We start from the raw sequence: 21719 nt of genomic DNA on the forward strand, positions 1-21719 counted from the left end.
GACGATCTCCGCGCAAGGGTGCATCGTCCCTGGTCAGAGAGTTCCGTCGGTGCGCCGCTGAGCTGTCCGCCGGCCATGAGGCGCTGCAAGTCCGCCAGTGTGGGCCTCGTCGAGTTCCGAGGACTGCCCGTCCGTCCGCCCGGCGCCGGGGTGCGGGGCGGGGGACCGGACCGGCACGCCGATGCAGGAGGCCGCGCCGGCACTGAGCGCGGCCCGGCGGGTGATCCAACGAAGCCCGCCGACCGTCGGACGTTCCCTGTCATCGTCGCCCACCACAAGACTCCTTCTCTGTCACCGCTGACAACTGCAGGAGCCTTCCATTGCGTAAGTGGGGCAGACATGCCTTTAAGCAGCGGACGAACCTGGCACGTGGAGACGGGTGCCAGGCTCACGTCCGGCGGTGCGCGGCTGCCGGTCGGCGGCTACCAGGAGGCTTCCCCGCTGGAGATGTCGTTGCCCAGGTAGGCCAGGACCGCCCGCACCCGGCGGTGGACGCTGGTGCCCTCCGCGGGCAGGTTTAGCTTGTCGAAGATGCCTCGGATGTGCTTGCTGACGGCCCGCTCCGTGATGAAGAGCCGTTCGGCGATGGCGGCGTTGGCCAGTCCCTGGGCCATCAGCTCCAGCACCTCGTGCTCGCGCGCCGTCAGCCCCTCCAGCGAACGCGACGACGCCTTCTGCTGGATGATCTCGTTGACCACTTCGGGATCGAGGGCGGTGCCGCCCTCGCTGATCCGCTCCAGGGCCTCCAGGAACTGTTCCACCCGGCCGACCCGGTCCTTGAGGAGATAGCCGATCCCGCACGCGCCCAGCGCCAGCAGTTCCGTGGCGTAGGCTTGTTCGACGTACTGCGACAGGACCAGGATGGGCAGCTCGGGGAACTCCTGGCGGGCCGCGACGGCCGCGCGCAGGCCCTCATCGCGGAAGCTCGGTGGCAGCCGCACGTCCAGCACCGACGCGTTCGGCTCGGTGCGGCGCATGGCCGGCAGGATCTCGGGTCCCGACGCGCAGGTGGCCACGACCTCGTGACCGTTGCGGGTCAGCAGCAGTGTCATGCCCTCCCGGAGCAACGCGTTGTCCTCCGCGATCAAGATCCGCACGGCAGCTCCACCTTCATCCTCGTCGGCCCCCCGGGAGGGCTCGTGATCTCGGTCGTGCCGTCGAGCGCCGCGACCCGGCGGCGAATGCCGAGCAGCCCGCTTCCGCCGTGCTCCTCAGCCCCACCGCGCCCGTTGTCCGTCACGACGATCTGCAGCATCCCGTCGGCCCTGGTGAAGCGTACTGAGACACGGTCGGCCCCGCTGTGCTTGCGGATGTTCGTCAGACATTCTGCGATCACGAAGTAGACTGCGGCCTCCACCGACGCCGGCAGCCGGTGACCACTCTCCACGGCCGCCAGGTTCATCTCGACCGGGATGTCCATGGAGACCGCCAGTGCGCGCACCGCACCGGCCAACCCTCGGTCGGTCAGGACCGGCGGGTGCACCGTACGGACGATGCCGCGCAGGGCCGCGAGCGTGCCGTCGATCTCCTCCTGGGCCTCGGCGAGCCACTGCGCCGCGGCATCAGGGTCGCTCTTGACTTGCTGTCGGGCGAGCCCTACGCGCATGGACAGCGCGACCAACTGCGCCTGGACACCATCGTGCAGATCACGCTCGATGCGGCGAAGCTCGGCGCTGTGGGCCTCCATCGCACCGGCCCGGGACTCGGCCAGCTCAGCGACACGTTGGCCGAGTTTCGCCGACGGGGACGGCTTCAACAGCGCCGCGGTCCACCGGGCCTGGGTGTCCGCCAGCGCCTCGTGCAGCGGCAGCAGCCGCGTACGGGCGGGCTCTTGAGCGGAGTCGTACGGCCGGACGCTCCTGCGGTCCAGCGCCCGGCGTATCCCGGCCGCGGCGCCGTCCACGAGCAGGGCCGGGGGCCACAGCACGAGCGCCAGTACGCCGAAGACGAGGATGGTGAAGGTCGCGACTGGCAGCCAGAGCGCGTCGCGCCAGGTGCCTGGATCGGTGAGCGCCAGCCGTACGCGGTCGCTGGGCGAGCCGTCCAGCGGCAGATACAGCTCCGGGATCGGCTTGCCCAGCCAGTCCCCGGCGCGGACCCGCTCGCTTCCGGCGAACCGGCGCAGTACTCGCACGATCTCCGGCCAGGCCGGCGCCCCGATGACGAACGCTGTGAAGAAGACGCCGATCGGGACCGCGAAGCAGCCCAGGAAGGCGGCCATGGCCACAGGCAGGCCGAAGGACAGGTAGCAGGATGCCTGCCAGGACCGCCGTAACTGGGAGGAGAAGGAGGACATGGGACCACGGTAGTTGGCTGCCGGGCCCCGGGAGGTGTGCCCATCTCCCCAGGACGGGTGGCGCTGGCTGAACCCCCGAACGGAAGGGCACTCCATCGTCCTGCCTCGGGTGCGGACATAGAGTCGGGCGAGGGATGAAGAGGGCACCCTCGCACCTCACAGGCACGAGCGGGACAGGACCGTCCATGCCTCGCCGCACGCGCAAGAAGACACACGCGCAGGAAGAAGCAAGGAGACGCACCCATGGCCCGTATCGCAGCAGTCGTGCTGACCCTGGTCGGCGCGGCGGCGCTGATGCTCAGCGCCTTCCAGCCCTGGTACGAGGGGCGGGAGGCGCGGGAGGTACCGCTGAAGGACCTCTTCACGGGGCTGGAGTCCGGTGCGGCCGACGGCGCCGCCACCTCCGTGCTGCTGCCACTGGCCGCCGGAGCCGTCCTCGCCCTGCTTGCCCTGCTTGTCCGGTCCCGGGCCGTGATGGCCGGGGCCTGCCTCATGGGCCTGGCGACGGGAGTCCTGTGGACGGTGCAGCAGGCCCGTGCGGTGGCCCCCGTCGCCTTCGAGGTGACCGATCTGCAACGCGGGCTGTGGAACGCCGGGGGCGGGATCCTGGCCCTGGTCATCGCTACCACGGTGTTGACACCGCGGACCTCCTGACCCCCGCTCCGTCGCCGTAGCGGCTCCCGCCCTGCCCCGCGGCGCCAGGCACACACTACCCAAGCTCTCGGCTTCGCCCGGGCAGCGGGGACCCCATGACACCGCGAGGTCTCAGCCTGGATCCACCGCGTGAATTCTGACCATCGCCTTCGGGCGGGTTCGAGGTGATCTTTCGGGGTCTGGGCAGCGCGGGGTGCCGGGTGGCCGTCCGGTGCGGGGTCTCCGAGGGTCTTCCTGGTCGTGGGTGGGCAGCCGCATCACCTGATTCAGGTGAGCATGCGCTGGCCGGTTGCGGTCCACAGGTCGGTGAAGTCGGCTTCCCAGCACCAGCGTTCGGGCAGGTGGAGGGTGAGGCGGCGGGCTCCGGTGGCGATCCGGGCGGGGATGTTGATCAGGTGGCGGCGGATGGTTCCGGTCCGTGCCCTGGCATGGAAGACAGAGGCGAGGTGTCCGGCCGCGCGGGTGAGGTTGTAGGTGAAGTTCCCCCACTGAAGTGGACAGCCTGATACTGGGGCGGATCGTCCCGGAGGAAGCAGTCCAGGTTGAATGGCAAGAGCAACATGAGCAAGCGGTACACGGCCGAGTTCAAGCGCGCCGCGATCGCGCTCGTCCGTTCGTCGCCGCATCGGAACATCACCGAGATCGCCCGGGAACTGGGGGTCAGCCCTGAAGGGCTCCGTGGCTGGGTGAAGCAGGCGAAGATCGACCAGGGCGAAGGACCCGCGGGTGCGTTGACCAGCGATGAACGCGACGAGCTTCGGCGCCTGCGCCGCGAGTTGGCCGAGGTCAAGAAGGCGAATGAGATCTTGGTAAAAGCCGCGGCCTTCTTCGCGAAGGAGATCGTGAAGTAGGCGCTGTGTGCCGCTTCATCGGTGCGGAGAAGGCCACCGAGGAGAACCCCGATGGCTACAGTTGTGTTAGCCGCTGTTACAGCAGTTCTGAACTCATCCAGACGCGGCGACTACGGAACATCAGCTGAAGGAGCGGTACGGTGGGCCTCGACTGCTTCAACGAATATTTGCGGCGGCCTGTAGGAATGCTTTGCTACGTAGTGGTAGATCAAATCTGGAGCGATAAGCCAGTCACCTGATTCTGCGATCACGCGGATCTCTGCTCCGCCCACGAACTGCATGTTCCCTCGAATGTCGATCGCTATGGGGTACTCGCAGGGTGCGCCTTCATGTGAGAGCGTACAGCTATGCAATCCTCTCGTCTGCATCTGCCTCTCATAACAGACAAGGTGACCCAGACTTTGCAGAAACTCCTCCGTGACTGCGCCTGTGGGGAACCTTCGATTGCCTTCCAGCCATCCCACCGACAGGGCCTTGGTCCCATCGGGTACAGAATCAGGGAAGTACACATACGGTGACAAGTCCGCATAGTATGTCATTTCAACACACCACTCCCCTGCATGCGGCCCAGTGAACGTCGCCCATATTGGGGCGGAGAAGGTCTGAAAGCCGCGTCTCTTTCTGGACGGTTATGTTTCGCGGCGAGCCAAGTATCTTCAACCCGTGAGGTGGAAAGAGTGAGTAATCGGGGAGCTTTTCACCCGGACCGTAGCTTTCTTCAGCAAGGGCCTTTCCCCATTTCCCTGTTTCGATGTGATTCCCGAGCCGGTCACCGATGACCTCGCCATGTTCGCTGTACATGTGGAGGGTCGTTCCCTTAGGTACGGTTACTGCAGCACCGTCGCCAGCGCGAATCGCACCGTGTCCGCTCAAGACTAGCTGGTTGTCGTGACGTCCGATACCTCGCACGTCAACGACACCGTCGCTGCTCCCTGCCACAAACCCTGGTGCAGAGCGGCTAGCGTTGACGGCTGTCTTACCCACGAGTCCCTTCAGCCAGTTGAAAGCCGGGCCAAGGAGACTGCCACCAGCACCGGTGAGTGCTCCCACCAAGAGGTCGGTGGGCGTGGTGGGCTGGCATTGGGCGGTGTTGATCGCCCAAGTCAGCCCCATGCCGATGACGCCGTCGGTTACAGCCGCGACGGCGAGTGCCCGCCCGCCCTGCAGGCCAAGCTGCGTCGCGAGGGCGCCGCCCGCTGGGGCGAGGAAGCCTCCGACTGCGCCAACGACCGCGCCTTGTGCGGTGGCGGCGGCGAAGTCGCCCCAGTCGAAGTCATCCTGGTGGGCGAGGGCGTAGACGCCGCCGCTGAACGGCTCCGATGGCTGCGCCGATACACATTGGGCACTGGCCGGTCGGGTCCGACAAGTTCCCGGGGTCGTTGTCGGCGTAGTTGTACGCGGACTGGTTCGGGTTGTCCGCTGCGGCGCTGATCGGGTCCTGGGTGGTGAAGCGGCGCTGGGTGGTGTCGTAGGAGCGGGCACGCAGTTGGAGGCGGTCGGGGAGGTACTGGTCTTTGTACTGGCCGGTGTAGCCGTATGGGCTTGTCTGGCCGCCCGTGATGGTGGCGGTGCCTGTGGGGGTTCCCCAGTCGCTGTATGTGTAGCGGTAGTTGTCGGTGCCGGCGGCGTCGTAGACGGCGCTGGTGGAGTTCTGGCGGTCCTGGGTGAAGTAGTAGGTGCCGGCGGTGCGGTCCATGGAGCGGGCCGTGCCGTCGGGGTCGTAGTGGTAGTCCGCGAGGAGGGCGCCGGTGGCGTTGGTGTCGGTGGCTATCTGGGGCAGGGCGTTGTTGATGTCCCAGAGGGATGTGCCGGCGAGTGTGTTGTTGTTCTTGACGTTGGCGCGGTTGCCGTCTGCGTCGTGGGTGAACGCGTAGTTGTTGCTGCCGATCGTCGCCGATTTGATCCGGCCGGCGGGGTCGTAGGTGTAGGTGCCGTCGTTGTCTTTGGTCTGGTTGCCGTCGGCGTCGTAGGTGTAGCTGGTGGTCGTCGTGCCGTTCGTCGTCGACAGGAGCTGGTCGCCGGCGTCGTATGCATAGGTTGCCGTCGAGGCAGAGGTGGCGGCGGTTTTGAGGTTGCCGACCTTGTCGTAGGTGTATGCGGTGCCTGCTGTGCCGGTCAGGCAGGACGTGGACGAGGTGTCGGTGCAGGTGCGGGTGATGCGGCCTGCGTCGTCGTAGGTGTAGCGGGTCGGGTATCCGGTGCCGGGTTTGTCGGCGACGATTCGGTTGTTGTTGTCGTAGGTGTAGGTGTTGTTGACGGTCGGCGTTGTCAGTGTCGCCAGGCGGCCGGCTTCGTCGTAGGTGCGGGTCTCGGTGCGGGCGGTGGTGGTGGGCAGGGTGACCGTGGTGGGGTTGCCTGCCTTGTCGTAGCCGTAGGTGATGGCTTTGCTGTTGGTGGTCTGGGTCTTGGTCCGTCCGGCCTTGTCGTAGGTGTAGCTGGTGGCGCGGCCGTCGGGGTAGGTGCGGGACTTGAGGGTGTCGTCGGTGTTCCAGGTGTAGGTGAACGGCTTGGTGGCGCCCGGTGATGTGATCGAGAGGATCTTGTCGTCGTTGTCGTAGGTCAGGGTGCGGGTGCCGGTGGAGTCGGTGGCGTCTTTAAGGCGACTGGCGTCGTCGTAGACGTAGGTCTGTGTCGGGGTGCCGTCGGAGTAGGTGATCTTGGTGGGCAGGTTGCGGGCGTCGACCGTGGTGATGACGGTCTGGGCGCGGGCGTTGGTGTATTTGGTGCGGTTGCCGTCGAGGTCGTATTCGTACGAGACGGTCTTGTTGAGGGGGTTTTTGACCGAGGACAGCTGGCCTTCGGTGTTGTAGCCATAGGTGGTTGTGTGGGTGTTGGCGTCGGTGCTGGTTTCCGGCAGCCCGGCCGTGTTGTACGTGAAGGTGGTGGTACCGGTGTCCGGGGCGGTGACCTTCTTCGGCCGGTTGAGTTCGTCGTACTCGTAGACCGTCCGTTTGTCGGCCGCGTCGGTGAACGAGGCGATGTTGCCGGCCGGGTCGTAGCCGACGGATTGCTGGTGGCCGAGCGGGTCGGTGACGGAGGTGGGCTGGCCGGCCTCGTCGTAGCCGTAGGTCCAGGTGTACTTCGCCGGGTCGACGCCGGTGACGTTGCCGCGCGGGTCGACGGCCGTGGCGAGCTGTCCGTCGTCGTCGTAGCCGTAGGTGGTGCGTTCGGTCTCCGGCGAGACTTCGGCGGACAGGTGGCTGTCGTCGTCGTACTCGTAGGAGGTGGTGTAGCCGGCCCAGGTCTTGGATGTGAGCAGCCGGTTGTTGTCGTCGTAGGTCAGCGTCATGCCGTGGCCGAGGCCGTCGGTGGTCTTGACGACGCTGCCATTGTCGTCGTAGGTGACACTGCGGGTGTGGTTGAGGGGGTCGGTCACCGACAGTGGCCGGTTGTCGGCATCCCAGGTGAAGGCCGTGGTCTTGCCCAGTGGATCGGTGACGGTCTTGCGGTTGCCGACCTTGTCGTAGCCGATCGTCCAGGTGTACTGCTTGGGATCCGCGCTGGTTGCGTTGCCACGGGCGGTGATCACCTGGATCTGGTTGCCGGCCTTGTCGTAGCGGTAGGTGACAGTCGCGCCCCGGCGGTTGGTCTCCTTGTTCAAGCGGCCTGCCGGGTCGTAGCCCAGCACAGGTCTGCTTCTGTGCCGGGTCGGTGATCGTGGTCAGGCGACCGGCATCGTTGTAGCCGTATGTCGTGGTGCGCTGGGCAGCGTCCGTCACCGTGATCAGGTTGCCCGCGTCGTCGTACTCGAAGACAGTGCTGTTCCCGCGGGCATCGGTAAGCGACTTGATACGGTCGGCGGCGTCATAGGTATAGGAGGTCGTGTACTTCGCCGGGTCCGCGCCGCTGGCGTTGCCGCGTGGGTCAACGACCGTCTTCACCTGCCCCGACGGGAAGTAGGTGTAAGTGGTCTCGTTGCCCTTCGGGGTCTTGACCGACTTCAGGTTGCCGACCGCGTCGTATCCGTACGTCGTGGTCTTCCCACGGGGCGGGGTAACCGTCTCCAGGAGCCCGGTGCTGGGGTTGTAGCCGTAGGTCGTCGTCTTGCCCAGCGGATCCCTGACGGTGGTGAGCTGGTTGGCCGTGTTGTAGCCGAAGACGGTCTTGTTCGACTCGCCGTCCGTGTAGGTGACGACGTTCCCGTCGCTGTCATACGTCCACGACTCGTCGGATGCCGAGTTGGACCGGGCGGTCAGGCGACCCGAAGTGTCGAACGTCCACTGGGTCTCGCGGATCTCCGCGTCGATCTCGCTGGTGCGGTTGAAGAACTCGTCGTACCGGTAGTAGCTCTTGTTGTTCAGCGGATCGATCTGGGTGAACAGGACGTTCTTGTAGTAAACGTCCGTCCACACACCCTGGTCCGGCACGGTGACGTCGACCTGGTCGAAGACTCCGTTCTTGGAGTACGTGAAGATCGTCTTATGGCCCAGCGCGTCCGTCTGGGTCGCGACCCGTCCCTGCGTGTCGTACTCGTTGAACGTAACGGTCTTGCTGAGGGGATTTGTGATCTTGTTGAGGTGGCCGGATGTGTCGTAACCGTACGTCTCGGTCTTACCGTCCAGCGCCGTCACACCGGTCAGCTGGTCGCCGGTGTAGCTGTAGGAGACCACCCGGCCGTCCGCCAAGGCGACCTTGTCGAGCCGGTCACCGACATACGAGAGACTCGCCGACCTCCCGACGGCATCCGTGATCGTCGTCGGCTTGCCGCCGGAGTAAGTGACCTGGCAGCTCACCGACGTCGAGGGCCCGGGCGACTTCATCCTGTTCCTCAACGGCAGCTTCGGCACGCCCGGCATCGTCTTCGACGGACGCAAGAAGCTCCCACGGGAGACGGGCATCGAGGTCAACAGCCACGTCCACGGCAACTGGGCCTTCACCCGACCCGGCACCTACCTCCTGCGGGTCCGGATGAGCGCGAAGACCAAGGACGGCACCGGCCACACCGACACCCGAACCCTCAGGTTCTCCGTCGGCCCGCAGGACCCGCGCAAGGCGTTCGCCGCCAAGATCCCCACCACCGCTGCGGCAGCGCCGGCATCACCGCCCACCCAAGCCTCCTCCGCACCCCTGTGGTGGGGACTCGGTGCCGTGGCGGCCGTGGCCTGTCTGGCCGCCGTCCTGATCCGGCGCCGCGGCCCCCACCGGAAGCACACCGCGCCCGCCGCGGAAGGGGACATGAAAAGAGCAACACTCCCGTGCTGGACGTGCGGTCCCTCTCGGTGGAACTGGGCGGGCGCCTGGCCCTGAGCGGTGTCGACCTGACCGTGCGCACCGGCGAACTGGTCGGCCTGATCGGACCCAACGGGGCCGGCAAGACCACGCTGCTGCGCACGATCCTGGGCCTGCTCACCCCGCACAGCGGCGTCATCCGCCTCCAGGGGCAGCCCGCCGACCGTGTCCGCGGCACCATCGGCTACGTCCCCCAACGCCACGAGTTCGCCTGGGACTTCCCCCTCTCGGTCGAGAAAGCCGTCCTCACCGGCCGTACCCACACGATCGGCTGGCTCCGCCGTCCCAGCGGCACCGATCGTGAAGCGGTGCACGACGCACTCGAACGGGTCGCCATGACCGACCTGCGGCACCGCCCCATCGGAGAACTGTCCGGCGGCCAGCGACAGCGCGTCCTGGTCGCCCGCGCCCTGGCCCTGCGCCCGCAACTGCTGTTGCTGGACGAACCGTTCACCGGACTCGACGTCCCTACCCAGGAACTGCTCACCGCCCTGTTCCGGCGACTCCGGCAAGAGGACAAGGCGCTGCTGATGACGACCCACGATCTGCCGGCGGCCGCGGACACGGCCGGCAGGCTGTGCCTGCTGAACAAGACCGTGATCGCCGACGGCCCCCCGGAGAGTCTGCGGGACCCGGCCGTGTGGCTGCGCGCGTTCGGCGTGGCCAAGTCCGACCAGTTGCTGACGTCCCTGGGGGTGACCCGATGAGCGCGATCCTGGACTTCCTGGGCGCCCCCTGGGAACACCTGTTCATGCGGCGGGCCTTCGCGGTCGCCGTCATGTGCGGCATCGTCTCCGGGGTGATCGGCGCGCATGTCGTCCTGCGCGGCATGGCCTTCATCGGCGACGCGGTCTCCCACTCGGTCTTCCCCGGCGTGGCCGTCGCCTTCGTCCTCCACTTCAACCTGGTCCTCGGCGGTGCGATCGCCGGCCTGCTCACCGCGCTGGCGGTCGCGGTCTTCGCACAGAACCGGCGCCTGAAGGAAGACAGCGTCATCGGGGCGTTCTTCGCCGGGGCCTTCGGGTTGGGCATCGTCATCCTCAGTACCGCGCCCGGCTACAGCGGATCCCTGGAATCCTTCCTGTTCGGGCAGATCCTGGGCATCAGCGACGGGGATGTCGTCACGGTCGCGGTCATGGGCCTGGTCCTGCTGCTGGTGGCCGCGGCCGTGCACAAGGAACTGGTCACCGTCAGCCTGGACCGTGAGACCGCCCGGGCCGCGGGACTGCCCGTCTTCGCCCTGGACATCGTGCTGTACGCGCTCGTCACCGTGACGGTGGTGATCTCCCTGCAGGCGGTCGGGAACATCCTCGTGCTGGCCCTCCTGATCACCCCCGCGGCCTGCGCGCGACTGCTGACCGATCGCATCGGCGCCATGATGCTCCTCGCCCCCGCGATCGGCGCGGGCTCGGCGGTGGTGGGCCTGTACCTGTCCTACGCCTACAACCTCGCCGCCGGGGGCCTGATCGTCCTGGTCGTCACGGCCGTGTTCATCCTGTGCTGGCTCCTCGCCCCACGCCACGGACTCCTCGCGGCCAGGCGCGGCCGCCGCGCCCCGGACCTCACCCAGGACCAAGTGCCCGAGCCCCGGCCCACGCCCGACGGGGTGCGGACCGAAGAGCCCACGGCGCCGTGACGGCAGCCCACTGAGCATGGCTGAGCGGGCCCGCCGCCGAGGCCGGCGGCGCCGTACCGGTGACGGAGTGTCAGGGCACAGGTAAGCGCCCCCGACCTGTGGTTGCCCGAGGCCCGGCAAGCCCTGCTCGGCGACACCCGGCACTGGCCTCACCCTCGCGAGACACCAGCCGAACTCAGGTCGTTCCTCCGTGCCTTCGGGCGCCTGCGCACCCGGATTGGTCACCGGATCGGCGGCCACGCCGTGCCCGTCAGGGCCCGGTGGAGTACGACATCGCGAACGCGGCGCTCGGCGGCATACATGCGTGGGGCGACGAGGGCACCCTCTACTGGCTCATTCGCCCCGAGGACCTGACCGCCCGCCGCTTCGACCAGTCCCGGCTCACTGTGCGGTGCCAGCCGGCTCCCCTCGCGCGGCCTCAGAGGGTGTCGTAGAGGCGTACGTCGGGCTCTGCCCGCAGCAGGGGGGCGAGTTCTCCCACGACGTCCTTGGTGAACAGTTCGCTGTCCAGGTACGCCCGCGCGTCCGTCGCGGACCGGAAACCGTGGAGCACCTGCACGTCTTCGTCCCGGACGAGGAGTTCCTTACCGGTGGCACCGTCGACGGTGGCGAGGAACGGCTGCTTGTACTTTTCGTAGACGGCCGCCGCCGCGGGGCGGTCGGCCGCGTCCACGCGCAGGGTGATCTGGAGATAGGCCATGGCTATGGGTGCCTTTCCGGCTGGTCGGATGCGCTGCTTTCATCGCCGCAACGATGCGCCCAAGTTAGGCAGCCGTCCGCGGAGCCGGTAGGGGCGACCGTTGAATCCGAGCATAAGCACAGGTTATGTGCTGCTGGTGGCCCCGAGTGAACGGGCCAGGAGGGCGAGGTCCGCGCGCAGTGCGGTGTCCGGGTTCCACACGGCCTCGAAGGAGATCTGCACCTGCCGGCCTTCGTTCAGCAGCGGGCGGTGGGGGACGTCGGGTGAGGTCAGTCTGGACCGCGGGATCAGCGCCGAGCCCAGGCCGAGACCCGCCCATTCCTCAAGTACGCGGTAGCTGGCCGCCTCCCCTGGGTAGGCGCGCAACGGCACCTCGTTCGCGCGGAAGAGCTGAGTGGTGAACGTCGTCAGTCCGCACGCGTCCGGTACGAGGATGAACTGCTCGTCCGCGGCCTCGGCCAGTTCCAGCGTGGCGTCGCGCTCCGCCGCGGTGCCGACCACGACGACGGGCTCGACGTCGATGACCCGGTGTTCGAGGCGCGGCATCGCCGCCACGGCCGGGATCAGGATCAGGTCCAGTTCCCCGGCCCGCAGAGCGTCCCGCAGGTCTTGCGTGTTCGCCTCGCGCAGGACGAGATCGCGGGGCGTGGGCAGGTCGCAGACGGCGCTGAACGCCCGCGCCGCCACGTGTGAGCCGATGAGCGGTGAGAGCCCCATACGGATCTTCCGTTCACCGGGTTCGGTCAGCCTCTGCGAGCGATCGTCGCGCTGAACATGCTGGGCCACCTGCCGCCGGGCCGCTGTGCGTCAACCCGCCCCAGCGGACAGGTGCATCCGCTCCTGCCCGCCCCCGTGCCGATCCGTCCCGGAGCGCCGGAACCCACCAACCCGAAGGGAAACCCTCATGCTCCCAAGCGGTCGGCATGACGTCATCGTGATCGGCGCCGGCGCCGCGGGTCTGGCCGCGGCGACCGCGCTGCACACGGCCGGACGCGGTGGCAACCTGCACGTAGGGCCGTGTTCCTGGAACCCAATCTCAGGTCCCGCTCCTGTGAGTTGACCCAGTTCGCGACCGAACGGCACATCCAGGTCTGCCCCATCTACGGCGACACCCTCGACTCCCGCGCTCCCAGCTACGTGCGGATGATGCGTTTCAACGCTGACTCCCGACTCACATGCCTCGGCCCCCGGCCAGCCCGGTAACCGCCCATCGACGCCCTGACCGACCGAACGACACCGTGATGCGCGACGCCCTCACCCCACATCGCAGACCCCCGCGCCGGCCAGCAGGCGGTGGCCGAGGCCCCTTGCACCGGCGCGCATGCCGGAAACCGCCCGGTGCCGGATTTCCGGTCACTGACGTCGTACGGCCTCGCCGCACGACCACGAGCGGCCCCCGTCCGGTGGGACGCGGAACTGGTGCTTGGCTCGCGGTGGTGTGCGGGCGTGATCGTTCAGGCGGGTTGCGGAGGCGTCTTCCGGGTTCCCCACTGTCGGGTCCGGTAGGAGCCCGCGAACCTGCAGGCGACGTAGATGGTGAACGAGATGGTGGTGACATAGGGGCTGATGGGGATGCTGCTGCCCAGGGCGAGAAGTATGCCGCCCTCGATGGACACCACGGCGAAGGCGACGCTGAGCAGCGGGAGCAGAACCGGTGACGCGGTGACGCGGGCGGCGGCAGCGGCGGGGGTGACGACGAGAGTGAGGACCAGCAGGGCGCCGACGATCTGCACCGACAGAGCGACCGTGAGCCCGAGGACGAGCATGAAGGCGAAGGACAGTCCCCGTACCGGCACACCGCGTGCCTGGGCGACGTCGGGGTCGGCGCTGGCGAAGGCCAGCGGGCGCCAGATGACCGCGAGGACGACCAGGACGAATGCGGAGGTGCCCAGCAGCCAGGTCATCTGCGGGGTGTCGACGGCGACGATCTGGCCGGTGAGCAGGCCGAACTTGTTGGCCGCCCGTCCCTTGTAGAGGGCGAGGAAGAGCACACCGAGTCCCAGGCCGAACGGCATGATGATGCCGATCACCGAATTGCGGTCCCGGGCGCGCGCCCCCAGCACACCGATCGCGCCGGCCGCGACGAGCGAGCCGACGATCGAGCCCGCCACGATGTTGACCTCCAGCAGCAGGGCCGCCGAAGCACCCGCGAACGACAGCTCACTGATGCCGTGCACCGCGAAGGGCAGGTCGCGCATCATGACGAAGACCCCGGCCAGTCCGCCGACCAGGCCGAGCGCGGCACCGGCGATGAGGGAGTTGCGGACCAGCGCCAGCAGTTCGCCGTAGTTGTCGAAGGCGAAGATCTGGTGCCAGAACGAGTCGGCGAGTGTCATGACCGGACTCCGTCCGACTCATGGGCTTCCTGAGTGAGGTGGTGGGCCGGCGTGGCCGGTTCGTCGGGTGCTCCCACGACCACGACCCGGCCGTGGACGCGTACGACGTCGACGTGCGTGCCGTACAACTCGGACAGCGAAGCCGAGTTGAGGACCTCCTCCGGGGTGCCGACCCGGTAGCCGCCGCGCGCCAGGTACAGCACCCGGTTGACCAGCCCGAGGATCGGATTGATCTCGTGGGTGACGAAGACCACCGCCGTACGGTGGGAGCGGCGTCGGGCGTCCACGAGTTCGGTGACGGCCCGCTGGTGGTTCAGGTCCAGGGAGAGGAGAGGTTCGTCGCACAGCAGGATCCGGGGGTCGGTCGCCAGGGCCTGCCCGATGCGCACGCGCTGGCGCTCGCCTCCGGACAGCAGGCCGAGCGGGGCCTCGGCGTATGCCGAGGCCCCGACCGCCTCCAGGATTCCGTCCACCCGGCGGCGGACGCCGCCCGTGTGCAGCCTCGGCCCGAAGCGGTGCCCATCGATCCCGAAGCGTACGAGGTCACGGGCGCGCAGCATCGCCTGCGCGGACAGGTCCGCCTGCTGGGGGACGTACCCGATGTGCCGTCCGCCCTCTCGTGCGGGCCGGCCGAGGACCGTCAGTGTTCCGGCGGACAGCTGCTGCCGGCCCAGCAGGGCCCGGACGAGGCTGGTCTTGCCCGAGCCGTTCGGCCCGAGGACGGCGAGGAACTCCCCGGGCCTGACGTCGAGGTCGAGGCCCTGCCACACCGTGCGCTCGCCGTAGGAGACGGCGGCGCCACGCAGACTGATCACCGGATCGGTGCCGGTGACACGGGTCTCGGGCGTGCCTTGGCGGGCTTGGGGGGCGGGGACCATGCCCGGTCGCCTCACTTGGCCAGCGCGCTCGCGAGCGCGTCGACGTTGGCCGTCATCCAGCCGAGGTAGTCCTTGCCCTTGGGGAGGGTCTCGGTCACCGGCACGACAGCGATGCCGGCCGTCTTGGCGGCGTTCTCGACCTTCTCCGTCTGCGGTCCGGAGGTCTGCGCGTTGTAGACCAGCGCCTTGACCTGCTTGCCGGTGTACAGGGCCAGGGTTTCCTGCAGGACCTTCGCGGAGACGTCGCTGCCTTCCTCGATGGCCTCGCTGAACTCCGCGGGTGTCTTGTTGACCAGACCGCTTGCCTCGGTCATGTACAGCGGCACCGGCTCGGTGATGCCGATGCCCTCGCCACCGTGCTCCTTCTTGATCTGTGCTTCCTTCGACTCCAGGGGCGTGAGCTTCGTCTTGAAGGTCTCGGCGTTCTTGGTGAAGACGGCGGCGTCCGCGGGATCGGCCTTGCCCAGCGCGGTGGCGATGCTGTCGGCGATTGTCGCGACGGTGGGGAAGTCGTACCAGACGTGCTCGTTCAGCTCGCCGCCCTTGGGTGCGGTCTTGCCGGAGACCTTGACGGCGTTGATCACTTCGGCGGAGGAGTTGCTGCTCTTCAGCATCCGGTCGACGAAGTCGTCGTAGCCGCCGCCGTTCTCGACGACGATCTTCGCCTTCGACAGCGCCAACTGGTTCTGGGTGTCGGCCTCGAAGGAGTGCGGATCCTGGTCGGGGTCGCTGATGATCGAGGTGACGTCGACGTGGTCGCCGCCTATCTGCTCGACGACGTCACCCCAGACGTTCGTCGAGGCGATCACCGAGATCTTGGACGGAGCGGACGAGGCCGAGTCCGACGCGGAGCTCCCGTCGCCTTTGGAGTCCGAGGAGCTGCCGCAGCCTGCCAGAAGGGCCAGGGAGGCGCCGGTGATCAGCGCGAGGCTGCGGGACGGGGACGAGGGCATGGGTCCTCCACGACGGGGTTGGAGCGGGATTCTTCACCAGCGTTGGGTCGGCCGGTCAAGCCGGTCAGTGACCACGCTAGATGGAAATGAATGTCACGACTATGACTTGATCTGATCGATATGAAAATCGTTGCCAAGGCTTGACGTGCCCGCTACGGATGCGAGATGCCCCGCTACGGAGCGGTATGCCCCGCTATGGATGCGGCATGACCCGCTACGGATGTGGCCTGTTCGGCTCCGGATGTGACGCCTGTCGGTCCGGTTGCGGCTGGCAGCGGTCGCAGATCCCCGTGAGTTCCACGGTGTGCTCGACCTCGGCGAATCCGGTGGCGGCGGCCACGTCGTCCGCCCAGCGCTCGACGGCGTCGGCCTCGACGGCCCGGCTGAGGCCGCAGCGCCGGCAGACGAGGTAGTGCCGGTGTCCGTCGCTGGGGCGGGGGCGGTAGAGCCGCTCCCCGGACTTGTCTCGAACGACGTCGACGAGGCCCGTTTGCTCCAGGGTCCGCAGGGTCCGGTAGACCGTGGTCAGTCCGACCGTGGTGCCGCCCGCTTCGAGGGCCGCGTGCAACTCCCGTGCGGAGGTGAGGTCGGGGCAGTCGTGCAGCGCGCGCAGTACGGCGCTCCGTTGCCAGGTCGAGCGCCAGGCAGGCGGCGGCTGCAGGGTCGATGAGTCCCGCATGACGCTTGCCTCCCGAGGTGCTGGAAGTGATCTGTCGTCCAGGCTAATTGAACATGGTTTCCATGGCTATGCAGTTGGGTGCGGTCGGCGCCGCCCGGTGGCAGTTCTGGAACGGCAAAAGTCGACGGCGTGCCGCTGGAAAGGCGTCCAGTCCCTGGTTCGGGCGTCCATGCCTCGGGCAACCGGTCGGGCGTACGGGCGTTGCGGGGCTCCAACTCGCAGTGGACGCGGCCATGTTCCTGGGGTCCGTGACCCGGCGGTCGAACGGGTGGTACGCAACGCCGTACCGATCAGGCTTCGCGGGATGGTGAAGTAAACGAAGGCGTAGTCGATCGACGCGCCGAACTCCCCGGTCCGGGGGCCGCTGGGGACCGCGTCCTTTCTGCGGTACTCCGCTGCCCGGCCGTGCTGCGGGAACAGAAGGGTTTCCTGACTACTCCTGTGCGTGCCGGACGGCGTCCAGCACGATGTGGGCGACGTGGTCGTCGGTGAGGCCGTACCGGATCTCCCGGGCCTGCCGGTGCGCGGTCACGATGCGCGAGGTGCGCAGGACACGGAGATGCTGCGAGACCAGCGGCTGACTCACTCCAAGAGCGGCGACCAGTTCGTGGACGTACTTCTCGCCGTCGGACAGTTCGCGCACGATGCCGAGACGCACCGGGGAGGCCAGTGCCTTGAGAAGGTCACTGGCCGCCTGCAGGGCGCGTATCGGCTCGTTCGTGGGGGCCGCCCGATAAGAGGGAGGGACTGTCACGTGCATACATTAGCGCGTGACAATGATTGTCGGTCTGGTTCGCGTGTGGCATGACGGAACGGAACGCGACCCTGGTCAGTGGTCGTCCCAGTGTCCCTCGTGGGCCGTGTGACGGTGTCCGTCGTGCACGTAGTCGACGTGGTCCTCGTGCGGGACGGCGACGTGGCCGCAGCCCTCGCCGTGCTGGTGGTCGTGGCCTTCGTGGGTGGAGTGGCCGGTGCTGGCGCACTCGTCGACGTGGCCTTCGTGGGTCCGGTGGAGGTGTCCGTCGTGCGCGTAGTCGGTGTGGTCGCCGTGCGGGACGGCGACGTGGCCGCAGCCCTCGCCGTGCTGGTGGTCGTGGCCTTCGTGGGTGCGGTGCTCGGTGGCGGTGGTCATGTCGTGCTCCTGATCGTGTCTTCGGGGCGCTTGTAGGCGATGTCCGTGCGCCAGGCGTGGTGTCATCAATATATAGCAATGCATGCATGTGTACTGTGTCGGCGGCTTCGCCGGCCACGGTGTGTCCACGTGAGGGTGCTCGACCGTGCTGTCGCGACGATGACTGTCGATGCCCGCTCGTGCGGAACGGCGTCTGATCGCCCGCCGGGGCTTAAAGACGCTTGTAGACGGAAATGATTACGCCCGAACGGTTGTCGGAGTAGTGGTCGACCAGTGTCGAGGGGGAGGATCTGCCGTGGGTGAGCCCCTTTGTCTGCGGCCCCGGCTCGAACCCCCGCTCACCTCGCTGCTGGCCGCCGGACCGTTCCTCCACTCGCTCGTCGACGCGCTCGGCTCACCGCTCAACGTGCTGCTGCCGGAACGGATGGCCGAGAACGCACGACGGTTCCACGCCGTCTACCGCGAGCACCACCTGGCCGGACGTGTGTACTTCGCGCACAAGGCGAACCAGTCCAGTTCCCTGGTACGGCGATTGGCGGTGGAGGACCCCGCTGCCGTCGGCGTCGACGTCGCCTCAATCGGGGAGCTGCGCCACGCCCTGGGCTGCGGCTTCACACCGGACCGGATCATGGCCACCGGCCCCAAGGACCAGGAGTTCCTGTGGCTGGCGGCTCGCGTCGGAGCGACGGTGAACCTCGACTCGCGCCACGAACTGGAGCAACTGGCCGATCTGGTGCGGAAGTACGCCCTTCCCCGGGTCGACGTCCTGCTGCGGCTGTCCGGGTTCGAATCGGCAGGAGGCCCGGAGGAGTCCGGTGTGCGGGTACTCTCACGGCGCAGCCGCTTCGGCTCACCGGCGGGCGAGGTGGGTGAACTGCTCTCAGCGGTTGAACGGCACCGCGACGCAGTCGAGTTGACCGGCATCGCGTACCACCTGGACACGACCGGTCTCGCGGAGAAGGTCCGCGCGCTGGAGAGCTGTGTGATGGTCATGGACGAGTGCCGGGCACGGGGTCTTTCGCCGCGGGTCCTCGACATCGGCGGAGGGTTCGGAGTCGGTTACGTCGCCGACGCCGGCGAGTGGGAGCGCTACACCACCGCGCTGACCGAGGCCGTGCTCGGCACCCGTCCGGCCCTGACCTGGCGCGGGCACGGCTACGGGCTGCGCAACGAGGGCGGCACGGTGCGCGGGGCCGCGGCCCTGTACCCGGCGTACCGGCCCGCCGCCGGACCCGACTATCTCGCCGAGTTGCTCTCACTTCCCGCGCCCTCCCTGGGCCGCCCCACCGCGACCCTGCTCCTGGAGCACATGTACGACCTGTGCGCCGAACCGGGCCGCGCTCTTGTCGACCAGTGCGGACTCTCGCTGGCGAGGGTCCTGGACGTACGGCGAACGGGGCAGGGGGCCGGGGAGTATCTGGTGCGGCTGGGCATGAACGCCGGAGATGTGAGCCTGGAGGAGCACGGTGTCCTCGTCGACCCCGTCCTGCTCGCACGCGCTGGAGCGGAAGAGGAGAGCGATGACGGGCCCGTGGGGGTGTATCTCGTCGGCAATCTCTGTCTGGAGGCCGATCTGATCACGCGCCGCGCGGTCTTCCTGCCCCGGCTGCCGCGCGCCGGCGACCTGCTGGCCTTCGCCAACACCGCGGGCTACGCGATGGACTTCCATGCCCATCACGCCCAACGGCAGCCCGTGGCCCGCACCGTGGCTGTCGTAGCGGACGGCAACTCCTGGCGCTGGTGCCTGGACGAGGAGTACTGGCCGATCACACACCCTGGGGGAGCCTGGTCATGAGGTACGACAGCATCACGGAGGCCATCGGCAACACGCCGCTGGTGCGCATCGACCCCGCCGTGCATGGACTGCGCCACATCGACCTGTACGCGAAACTGGAGATGCTGAACCCCTTCGGCTCGGTCAAGGACCGGCCCGCCTGGAACATGGCCCGCCCGCTCCTCGAAGCCGCCACCGAGCACAGCGAGACAGTCGTCGAACTCTCCAGTGGCAACACGGCCAAGGCGCTCGCCCTCCTCGCCGGAATGCACGGCCTGCGCTTCAAGAGCGTCACCAACCGGATGCGGGTGCCGGAGATCAAGGAACTGCTCCTGCTGCTGGGCGCCGAGATCGAGGAACTGCCCGGACAGAGCGAGTGCCTCGACCCGACCGACACGGACGACCCGCTGACCCGCTTCCACCAGGCGCTGACCGAGCCGGGAAGCACCTATCTGCACACCGACCAGTACTTCAACCCGCTCAACACCGAGGCGCACACGGCGGGCACCGGCCCGGAGATCATCAAGGACCTCGACGGCCGCGCGCCGGACTGGTTCATCGCCTGCGTCGGCACGGCCGGTTCGTCGACCGGCGTGGCCAGGGTGCTGCGCGAGCACGACCCGGACGTACGGGTCCTCGGCCTGGTCGCCCACAAGTCGGACTTCATCCCCGGCATCCGCACCATCGACGAGGTTCACCAGGTCGGCCTGTTCGACCCGGCGACATACGACACCATCGAGTCGGTCACCTCCGACGAGGCCATCGACGGCATGCTCACCCTCATCCGCCGCTGCGGACTGCTCTCGGGCCCCACGGGTGGTGCCGCCTACCATGGCGCCGTACGTCATCTGCGTTCCCTGGACGCTGAGTTGACGGCTTCCGAACAGCGTCGCACGGCGGTCTTCATCGTCTGTGACCGCGCTGAGAGCTATCTGAGTTATGTACGGCAACGCCGCCCCGAACTCCTGAGCCGGCCGCGCCGTGGACACTCCGCCGCGGCCCTCACCGAGGCCGAGGTACGAGCCGAGGCCCGGACCGTCGACATCGACGCCGCCCGGCGGTGGATGGCCGACGGAGAACCGCGCCCGCTCGTCGTCGATCTGCGGGGCCCGCACGCCTACGCCGCGTTGCACATCGAGGGTTCGGTCAACATCGTCGACGAGCTGTTCGAGGAACTCGTGCGCGACGGGCTGCCCTTCAGCAAGCGGCAGCCGGTGTTGCTGGCCTGCCCGGTCGGCGAGAAGTCCGCCCGGTACGCCGCGCTGCTGACCCGGATGGGCCACCCCGACGTACGCAGTCTGACCGGCGGCATCATCGCCTGGCGGGACGCGGGCGCGCCGCTGATACGGGAATGAGCGTCATGCATCCCGGCCACGGGCAGGAGCGAGCCGACGCGGCCTGGCAACGCGAGATGCGGGAGCAGTTCCCCATCATCACCGCTCATCCCGACCTGGCCTACCTCGACAGCGCGGCCACCGCGCAGAAGCCCCGGGCGGTACTGGAAGCGGCGCAGTCGTACCTGACGACGTCGAACGCCAACGCGGGGCGGGGCACCTACCCGTGGGCCAACCGAACCACGGAGCTGGTGGAGCGCACCCGACGGCGCGTCAGGGGGTTTCTCGGCGACCCGGATCCACAGCGGTCCGCCGTCCACTTCACCAGCGGCACCACCGAGGGACTGCGCACCATCGCCCGCGACTGGCTCACCTCGTTTCTCTCCGACGGCGACGAGATCCTCGTCCCCTTCGCCGACCACCGGGCCAATCTGGACCCCTGGCTTGAGGCCCAGCGGCTGCTCGCGGACCGGGGAATCGACGTCCGCGTGCGGGCACTGCCGTACCAGGCCGAGTCGGGCGACTACGACCACCGGGTGCTGGGTCAGGCCGTCGGCCCTCGTACCCGTTTCGTCGCCGCCACGCACGTCCACCACGTCTACGGCGGCGACATGAACGTCCACCGCATCCGCGCGGCCGTCGGCCCGGACGTGCCGATCTGCCTGGACGCCGCCCAGAGTGTCGGCCATCTGCCGGTCTCCGTCGCCGAGTCGGCGCTCGATGTGGACTTCGTGGTCTTCTCGGGACACAAGGCGCTGGCGCTGCCCGGTACGGGCGCGGTCTGGGCGCGCAACGCGCGGGGCCCGGCGTTAGAGCCGGGCGGCTGGCGGGGCACCCCCAACACGGTGGGTATCGCCTCGCTGGAGGCGGCGCTCGACTGGCTGGAGGCGGCGGGTGTCGAGCGGATCGCGCGGTGGACGGTGGCTCTCGCGACCCGGCTGACCGACGGACTCCGGCACCTCGCCTCCTACGAGATCCTGGGCTGCCAGTCCAGCCTGGCAGCCGACTCCGCGCTGTCCCTCCACCAGCGGCGCCACGGCATCGTCACCTTCCGCCATCGCGGCATTCCATCCGACGACCTCGGCTTCATCCTCTTCAGCCACGGCTTCATGGTGCGGGCCGACAGTCTCTGCCAGGCCGGCGCCGACGAGAAGAAGGACGGCTCGGTGCGGGTCAGCCTTCACGTCTACAACACCGGGGACGAAGTCGACCGTCTGCTCATGGTCCTGGCGTCACTCGATTGACGCATAAGATGGAATCGAAAACC

General features: G+C 68.1%; 22 protein-coding genes and 1 pseudogene. 9 read left to right on the forward strand and 14 right to left on the reverse strand.

Going from position 1 to position 21719, the window contains the following annotated elements:
* Positions 1–422: 422 nt before the first annotated feature.
* Positions 423–1097 (reverse strand): LuxR C-terminal-related transcriptional regulator, encoded by a 675-nt coding sequence (locus ABT245_RS13745; protein ID WP_351732844.1) that lies wholly within the window; start codon positions 1095–1097, stop codon positions 423–425.
* Positions 1085–2296, reverse strand: coding sequence for a sensor histidine kinase (locus tag ABT245_RS13750; RefSeq protein WP_351732847.1), 1212 nt, complete (start codon positions 2294–2296; stop codon positions 1085–1087). Before ABT245_RS13750 ends, ABT245_RS13745 begins: the two co-directional genes overlap by 13 nt.
* 243 nt (positions 2297–2539) lie before the next feature.
* Here ABT245_RS13750 and ABT245_RS13755 point away from each other — a divergent pair, with 243 nt between their 5' ends.
* Positions 2540–2950, forward strand: a complete 411-nt coding sequence (locus ABT245_RS13755; protein ID WP_351732849.1) for a hypothetical protein — start codon at positions 2540–2542, stop codon at positions 2948–2950.
* Between the two features lie 560 nt (positions 2951–3510).
* The gene (locus tag ABT245_RS13760; protein WP_351732852.1) at positions 3511–3801 is read left to right on the forward strand and encodes a transposase; all 291 of its coding nucleotides are present in this window, start codon (positions 3511–3513) and stop codon (positions 3799–3801) included.
* Between the two features lie 110 nt (positions 3802–3911).
* Here ABT245_RS13760 and ABT245_RS46050 read toward each other — a convergent pair whose 3' ends face one another.
* From ABT245_RS46050 to ABT245_RS46055, 4 genes and pseudogenes are all read right to left on the reverse strand, one after another.
* On the reverse strand, positions 3912–4340 hold the full coding sequence (locus ABT245_RS46050) for a DUF7919 family protein (RefSeq protein ID WP_502982116.1): 429 nt from the start codon (positions 4338–4340) through the stop codon (positions 3912–3914).
* Position 4341: 1 nt separating this feature from the next.
* Positions 4342–4914: a putative adhesin gene (locus ABT245_RS13765; RefSeq protein ID WP_351732855.1), complete on the reverse strand. Its 573-nt coding sequence runs from the start codon at positions 4912–4914 to the stop codon at positions 4342–4344.
* Between the two features lie 160 nt (positions 4915–5074).
* Entirely contained in the window at positions 5075–7429 is a 2355-nt protein-coding gene (locus ABT245_RS13770; protein WP_351732857.1) for an RHS repeat-associated core domain-containing protein, read from the reverse strand.
* A gap of 325 nt (positions 7430–7754) precedes the next feature.
* Positions 7755–8597 (reverse strand): annotated as a pseudogene (locus ABT245_RS46055) (scabin-related ADP-ribosyltransferase); the annotation flags it as partial.
* Here ABT245_RS46055 and ABT245_RS13790 point away from each other — a divergent pair.
* From ABT245_RS13790 to ABT245_RS13805, 4 genes are all read left to right on the forward strand, one after another.
* Positions 8518–9048, forward strand: coding sequence for a choice-of-anchor M domain-containing protein (locus tag ABT245_RS13790; RefSeq protein WP_351732861.1), 531 nt, complete (start codon positions 8518–8520; stop codon positions 9046–9048). The pseudogene ABT245_RS46055 and the gene ABT245_RS13790 sit on opposite strands and share 80 nt — an antisense overlap.
* A complete protein-coding gene (locus tag ABT245_RS13795; RefSeq protein WP_502982117.1) occupies positions 8997–9737 on the forward strand; it encodes an anchored repeat-type ABC transporter ATP-binding subunit in 741 nt (246 codons plus the stop codon). Before ABT245_RS13790 ends, ABT245_RS13795 begins: the two co-directional genes overlap by 52 nt.
* Positions 9734–10666, forward strand: coding sequence for an anchored repeat-type ABC transporter permease subunit (locus ABT245_RS13800; RefSeq protein WP_351732864.1), 933 nt, complete (start codon positions 9734–9736; stop codon positions 10664–10666). The genes ABT245_RS13795 and ABT245_RS13800 overlap by 4 nt, the downstream gene beginning before the upstream one ends.
* A gap of 260 nt (positions 10667–10926) precedes the next feature.
* The gene (locus tag ABT245_RS13805) at positions 10927–11100 is read left to right on the forward strand and encodes a DUF1963 domain-containing protein (RefSeq protein WP_351732866.1); all 174 of its coding nucleotides are present in this window, start codon (positions 10927–10929) and stop codon (positions 11098–11100) included.
* On the opposite strand, the gene ABT245_RS13810 is transcribed toward ABT245_RS13805, so the two are convergent.
* From ABT245_RS13810 to ABT245_RS13845, 8 genes are all read right to left on the reverse strand, one after another.
* Positions 11085–11366 (reverse strand): hypothetical protein, encoded by a 282-nt coding sequence (locus ABT245_RS13810; protein ID WP_351732869.1) that lies wholly within the window; start codon positions 11364–11366, stop codon positions 11085–11087. The two genes, ABT245_RS13805 and ABT245_RS13810, sit on opposite strands and share 16 nt — an antisense overlap.
* Positions 11367–11489: 123 nt before the next feature.
* Entirely contained in the window at positions 11490–12152 is a 663-nt protein-coding gene (locus ABT245_RS13815) for a LysR substrate-binding domain-containing protein (RefSeq protein ID WP_351732872.1), read from the reverse strand.
* Between the two features lie 668 nt (positions 12153–12820).
* Positions 12821–13702 (reverse strand): metal ABC transporter permease, encoded by an 882-nt coding sequence (locus ABT245_RS13820; protein ID WP_351732874.1) that lies wholly within the window; start codon positions 13700–13702, stop codon positions 12821–12823.
* Positions 13699–14580, reverse strand: a complete 882-nt coding sequence (locus tag ABT245_RS13825) for a metal ABC transporter ATP-binding protein (protein WP_351732877.1) — start codon at positions 14578–14580, stop codon at positions 13699–13701. Before ABT245_RS13825 ends, ABT245_RS13820 begins: the two co-directional genes overlap by 4 nt.
* Before the next feature lie 11 nt (positions 14581–14591).
* Entirely contained in the window at positions 14592–15533 is a 942-nt protein-coding gene (locus ABT245_RS13830; protein WP_351732880.1) for a metal ABC transporter solute-binding protein, Zn/Mn family, read from the reverse strand.
* Positions 15534–15747: 214 nt separating this feature from the next.
* Positions 15748–16212: a Fur family transcriptional regulator gene (locus ABT245_RS13835; protein ID WP_351732882.1), complete on the reverse strand. Its 465-nt coding sequence runs from the start codon at positions 16210–16212 to the stop codon at positions 15748–15750.
* Positions 16213–16645: 433 nt separating this feature from the next.
* Positions 16646–16966 carry an ArsR/SmtB family transcription factor gene (locus tag ABT245_RS13840; RefSeq protein ID WP_351732885.1) on the reverse strand — a complete coding sequence of 107 codons (321 nt, stop codon included), beginning with the start codon at positions 16964–16966 and terminating at the stop codon, positions 16646–16648.
* 75 nt (positions 16967–17041) lie between these two features.
* Positions 17042–17344: a hypothetical protein gene (locus tag ABT245_RS13845; protein WP_351732887.1), complete on the reverse strand. Its 303-nt coding sequence runs from the start codon at positions 17342–17344 to the stop codon at positions 17042–17044.
* 295 nt (positions 17345–17639) lie between these two features.
* Here ABT245_RS13845 and ABT245_RS13850 point away from each other — a divergent pair, with 295 nt between their 5' ends.
* From ABT245_RS13850 to ABT245_RS13860, 3 genes are read left to right on the forward strand one after another with little or no spacing between them, the layout of a single operon-like run.
* Positions 17640–19139, forward strand: a complete 1500-nt coding sequence (locus ABT245_RS13850; protein ID WP_351732889.1) for a Y4yA family PLP-dependent enzyme — start codon at positions 17640–17642, stop codon at positions 19137–19139.
* Positions 19136–20473 (forward strand): pyridoxal-phosphate dependent enzyme, encoded by a 1338-nt coding sequence (locus ABT245_RS13855; RefSeq protein WP_351732892.1) that lies wholly within the window; start codon positions 19136–19138, stop codon positions 20471–20473. Before ABT245_RS13850 ends, ABT245_RS13855 begins: the two co-directional genes overlap by 4 nt.
* Entirely contained in the window at positions 20470–21696 is a 1227-nt protein-coding gene (locus ABT245_RS13860; RefSeq protein WP_351732894.1) for an aminotransferase class V-fold PLP-dependent enzyme, read from the forward strand. The genes ABT245_RS13855 and ABT245_RS13860 overlap by 4 nt, the downstream gene beginning before the upstream one ends.
* Positions 21697–21719 lie beyond the last annotated feature (23 nt).

It is taken from the genome of Streptomyces sp. NPDC001508, from assembly GCF_040298665.1.
Lineage (GTDB): Bacteria > Actinomycetota > Actinomycetes > Streptomycetales > Streptomycetaceae > Streptomyces.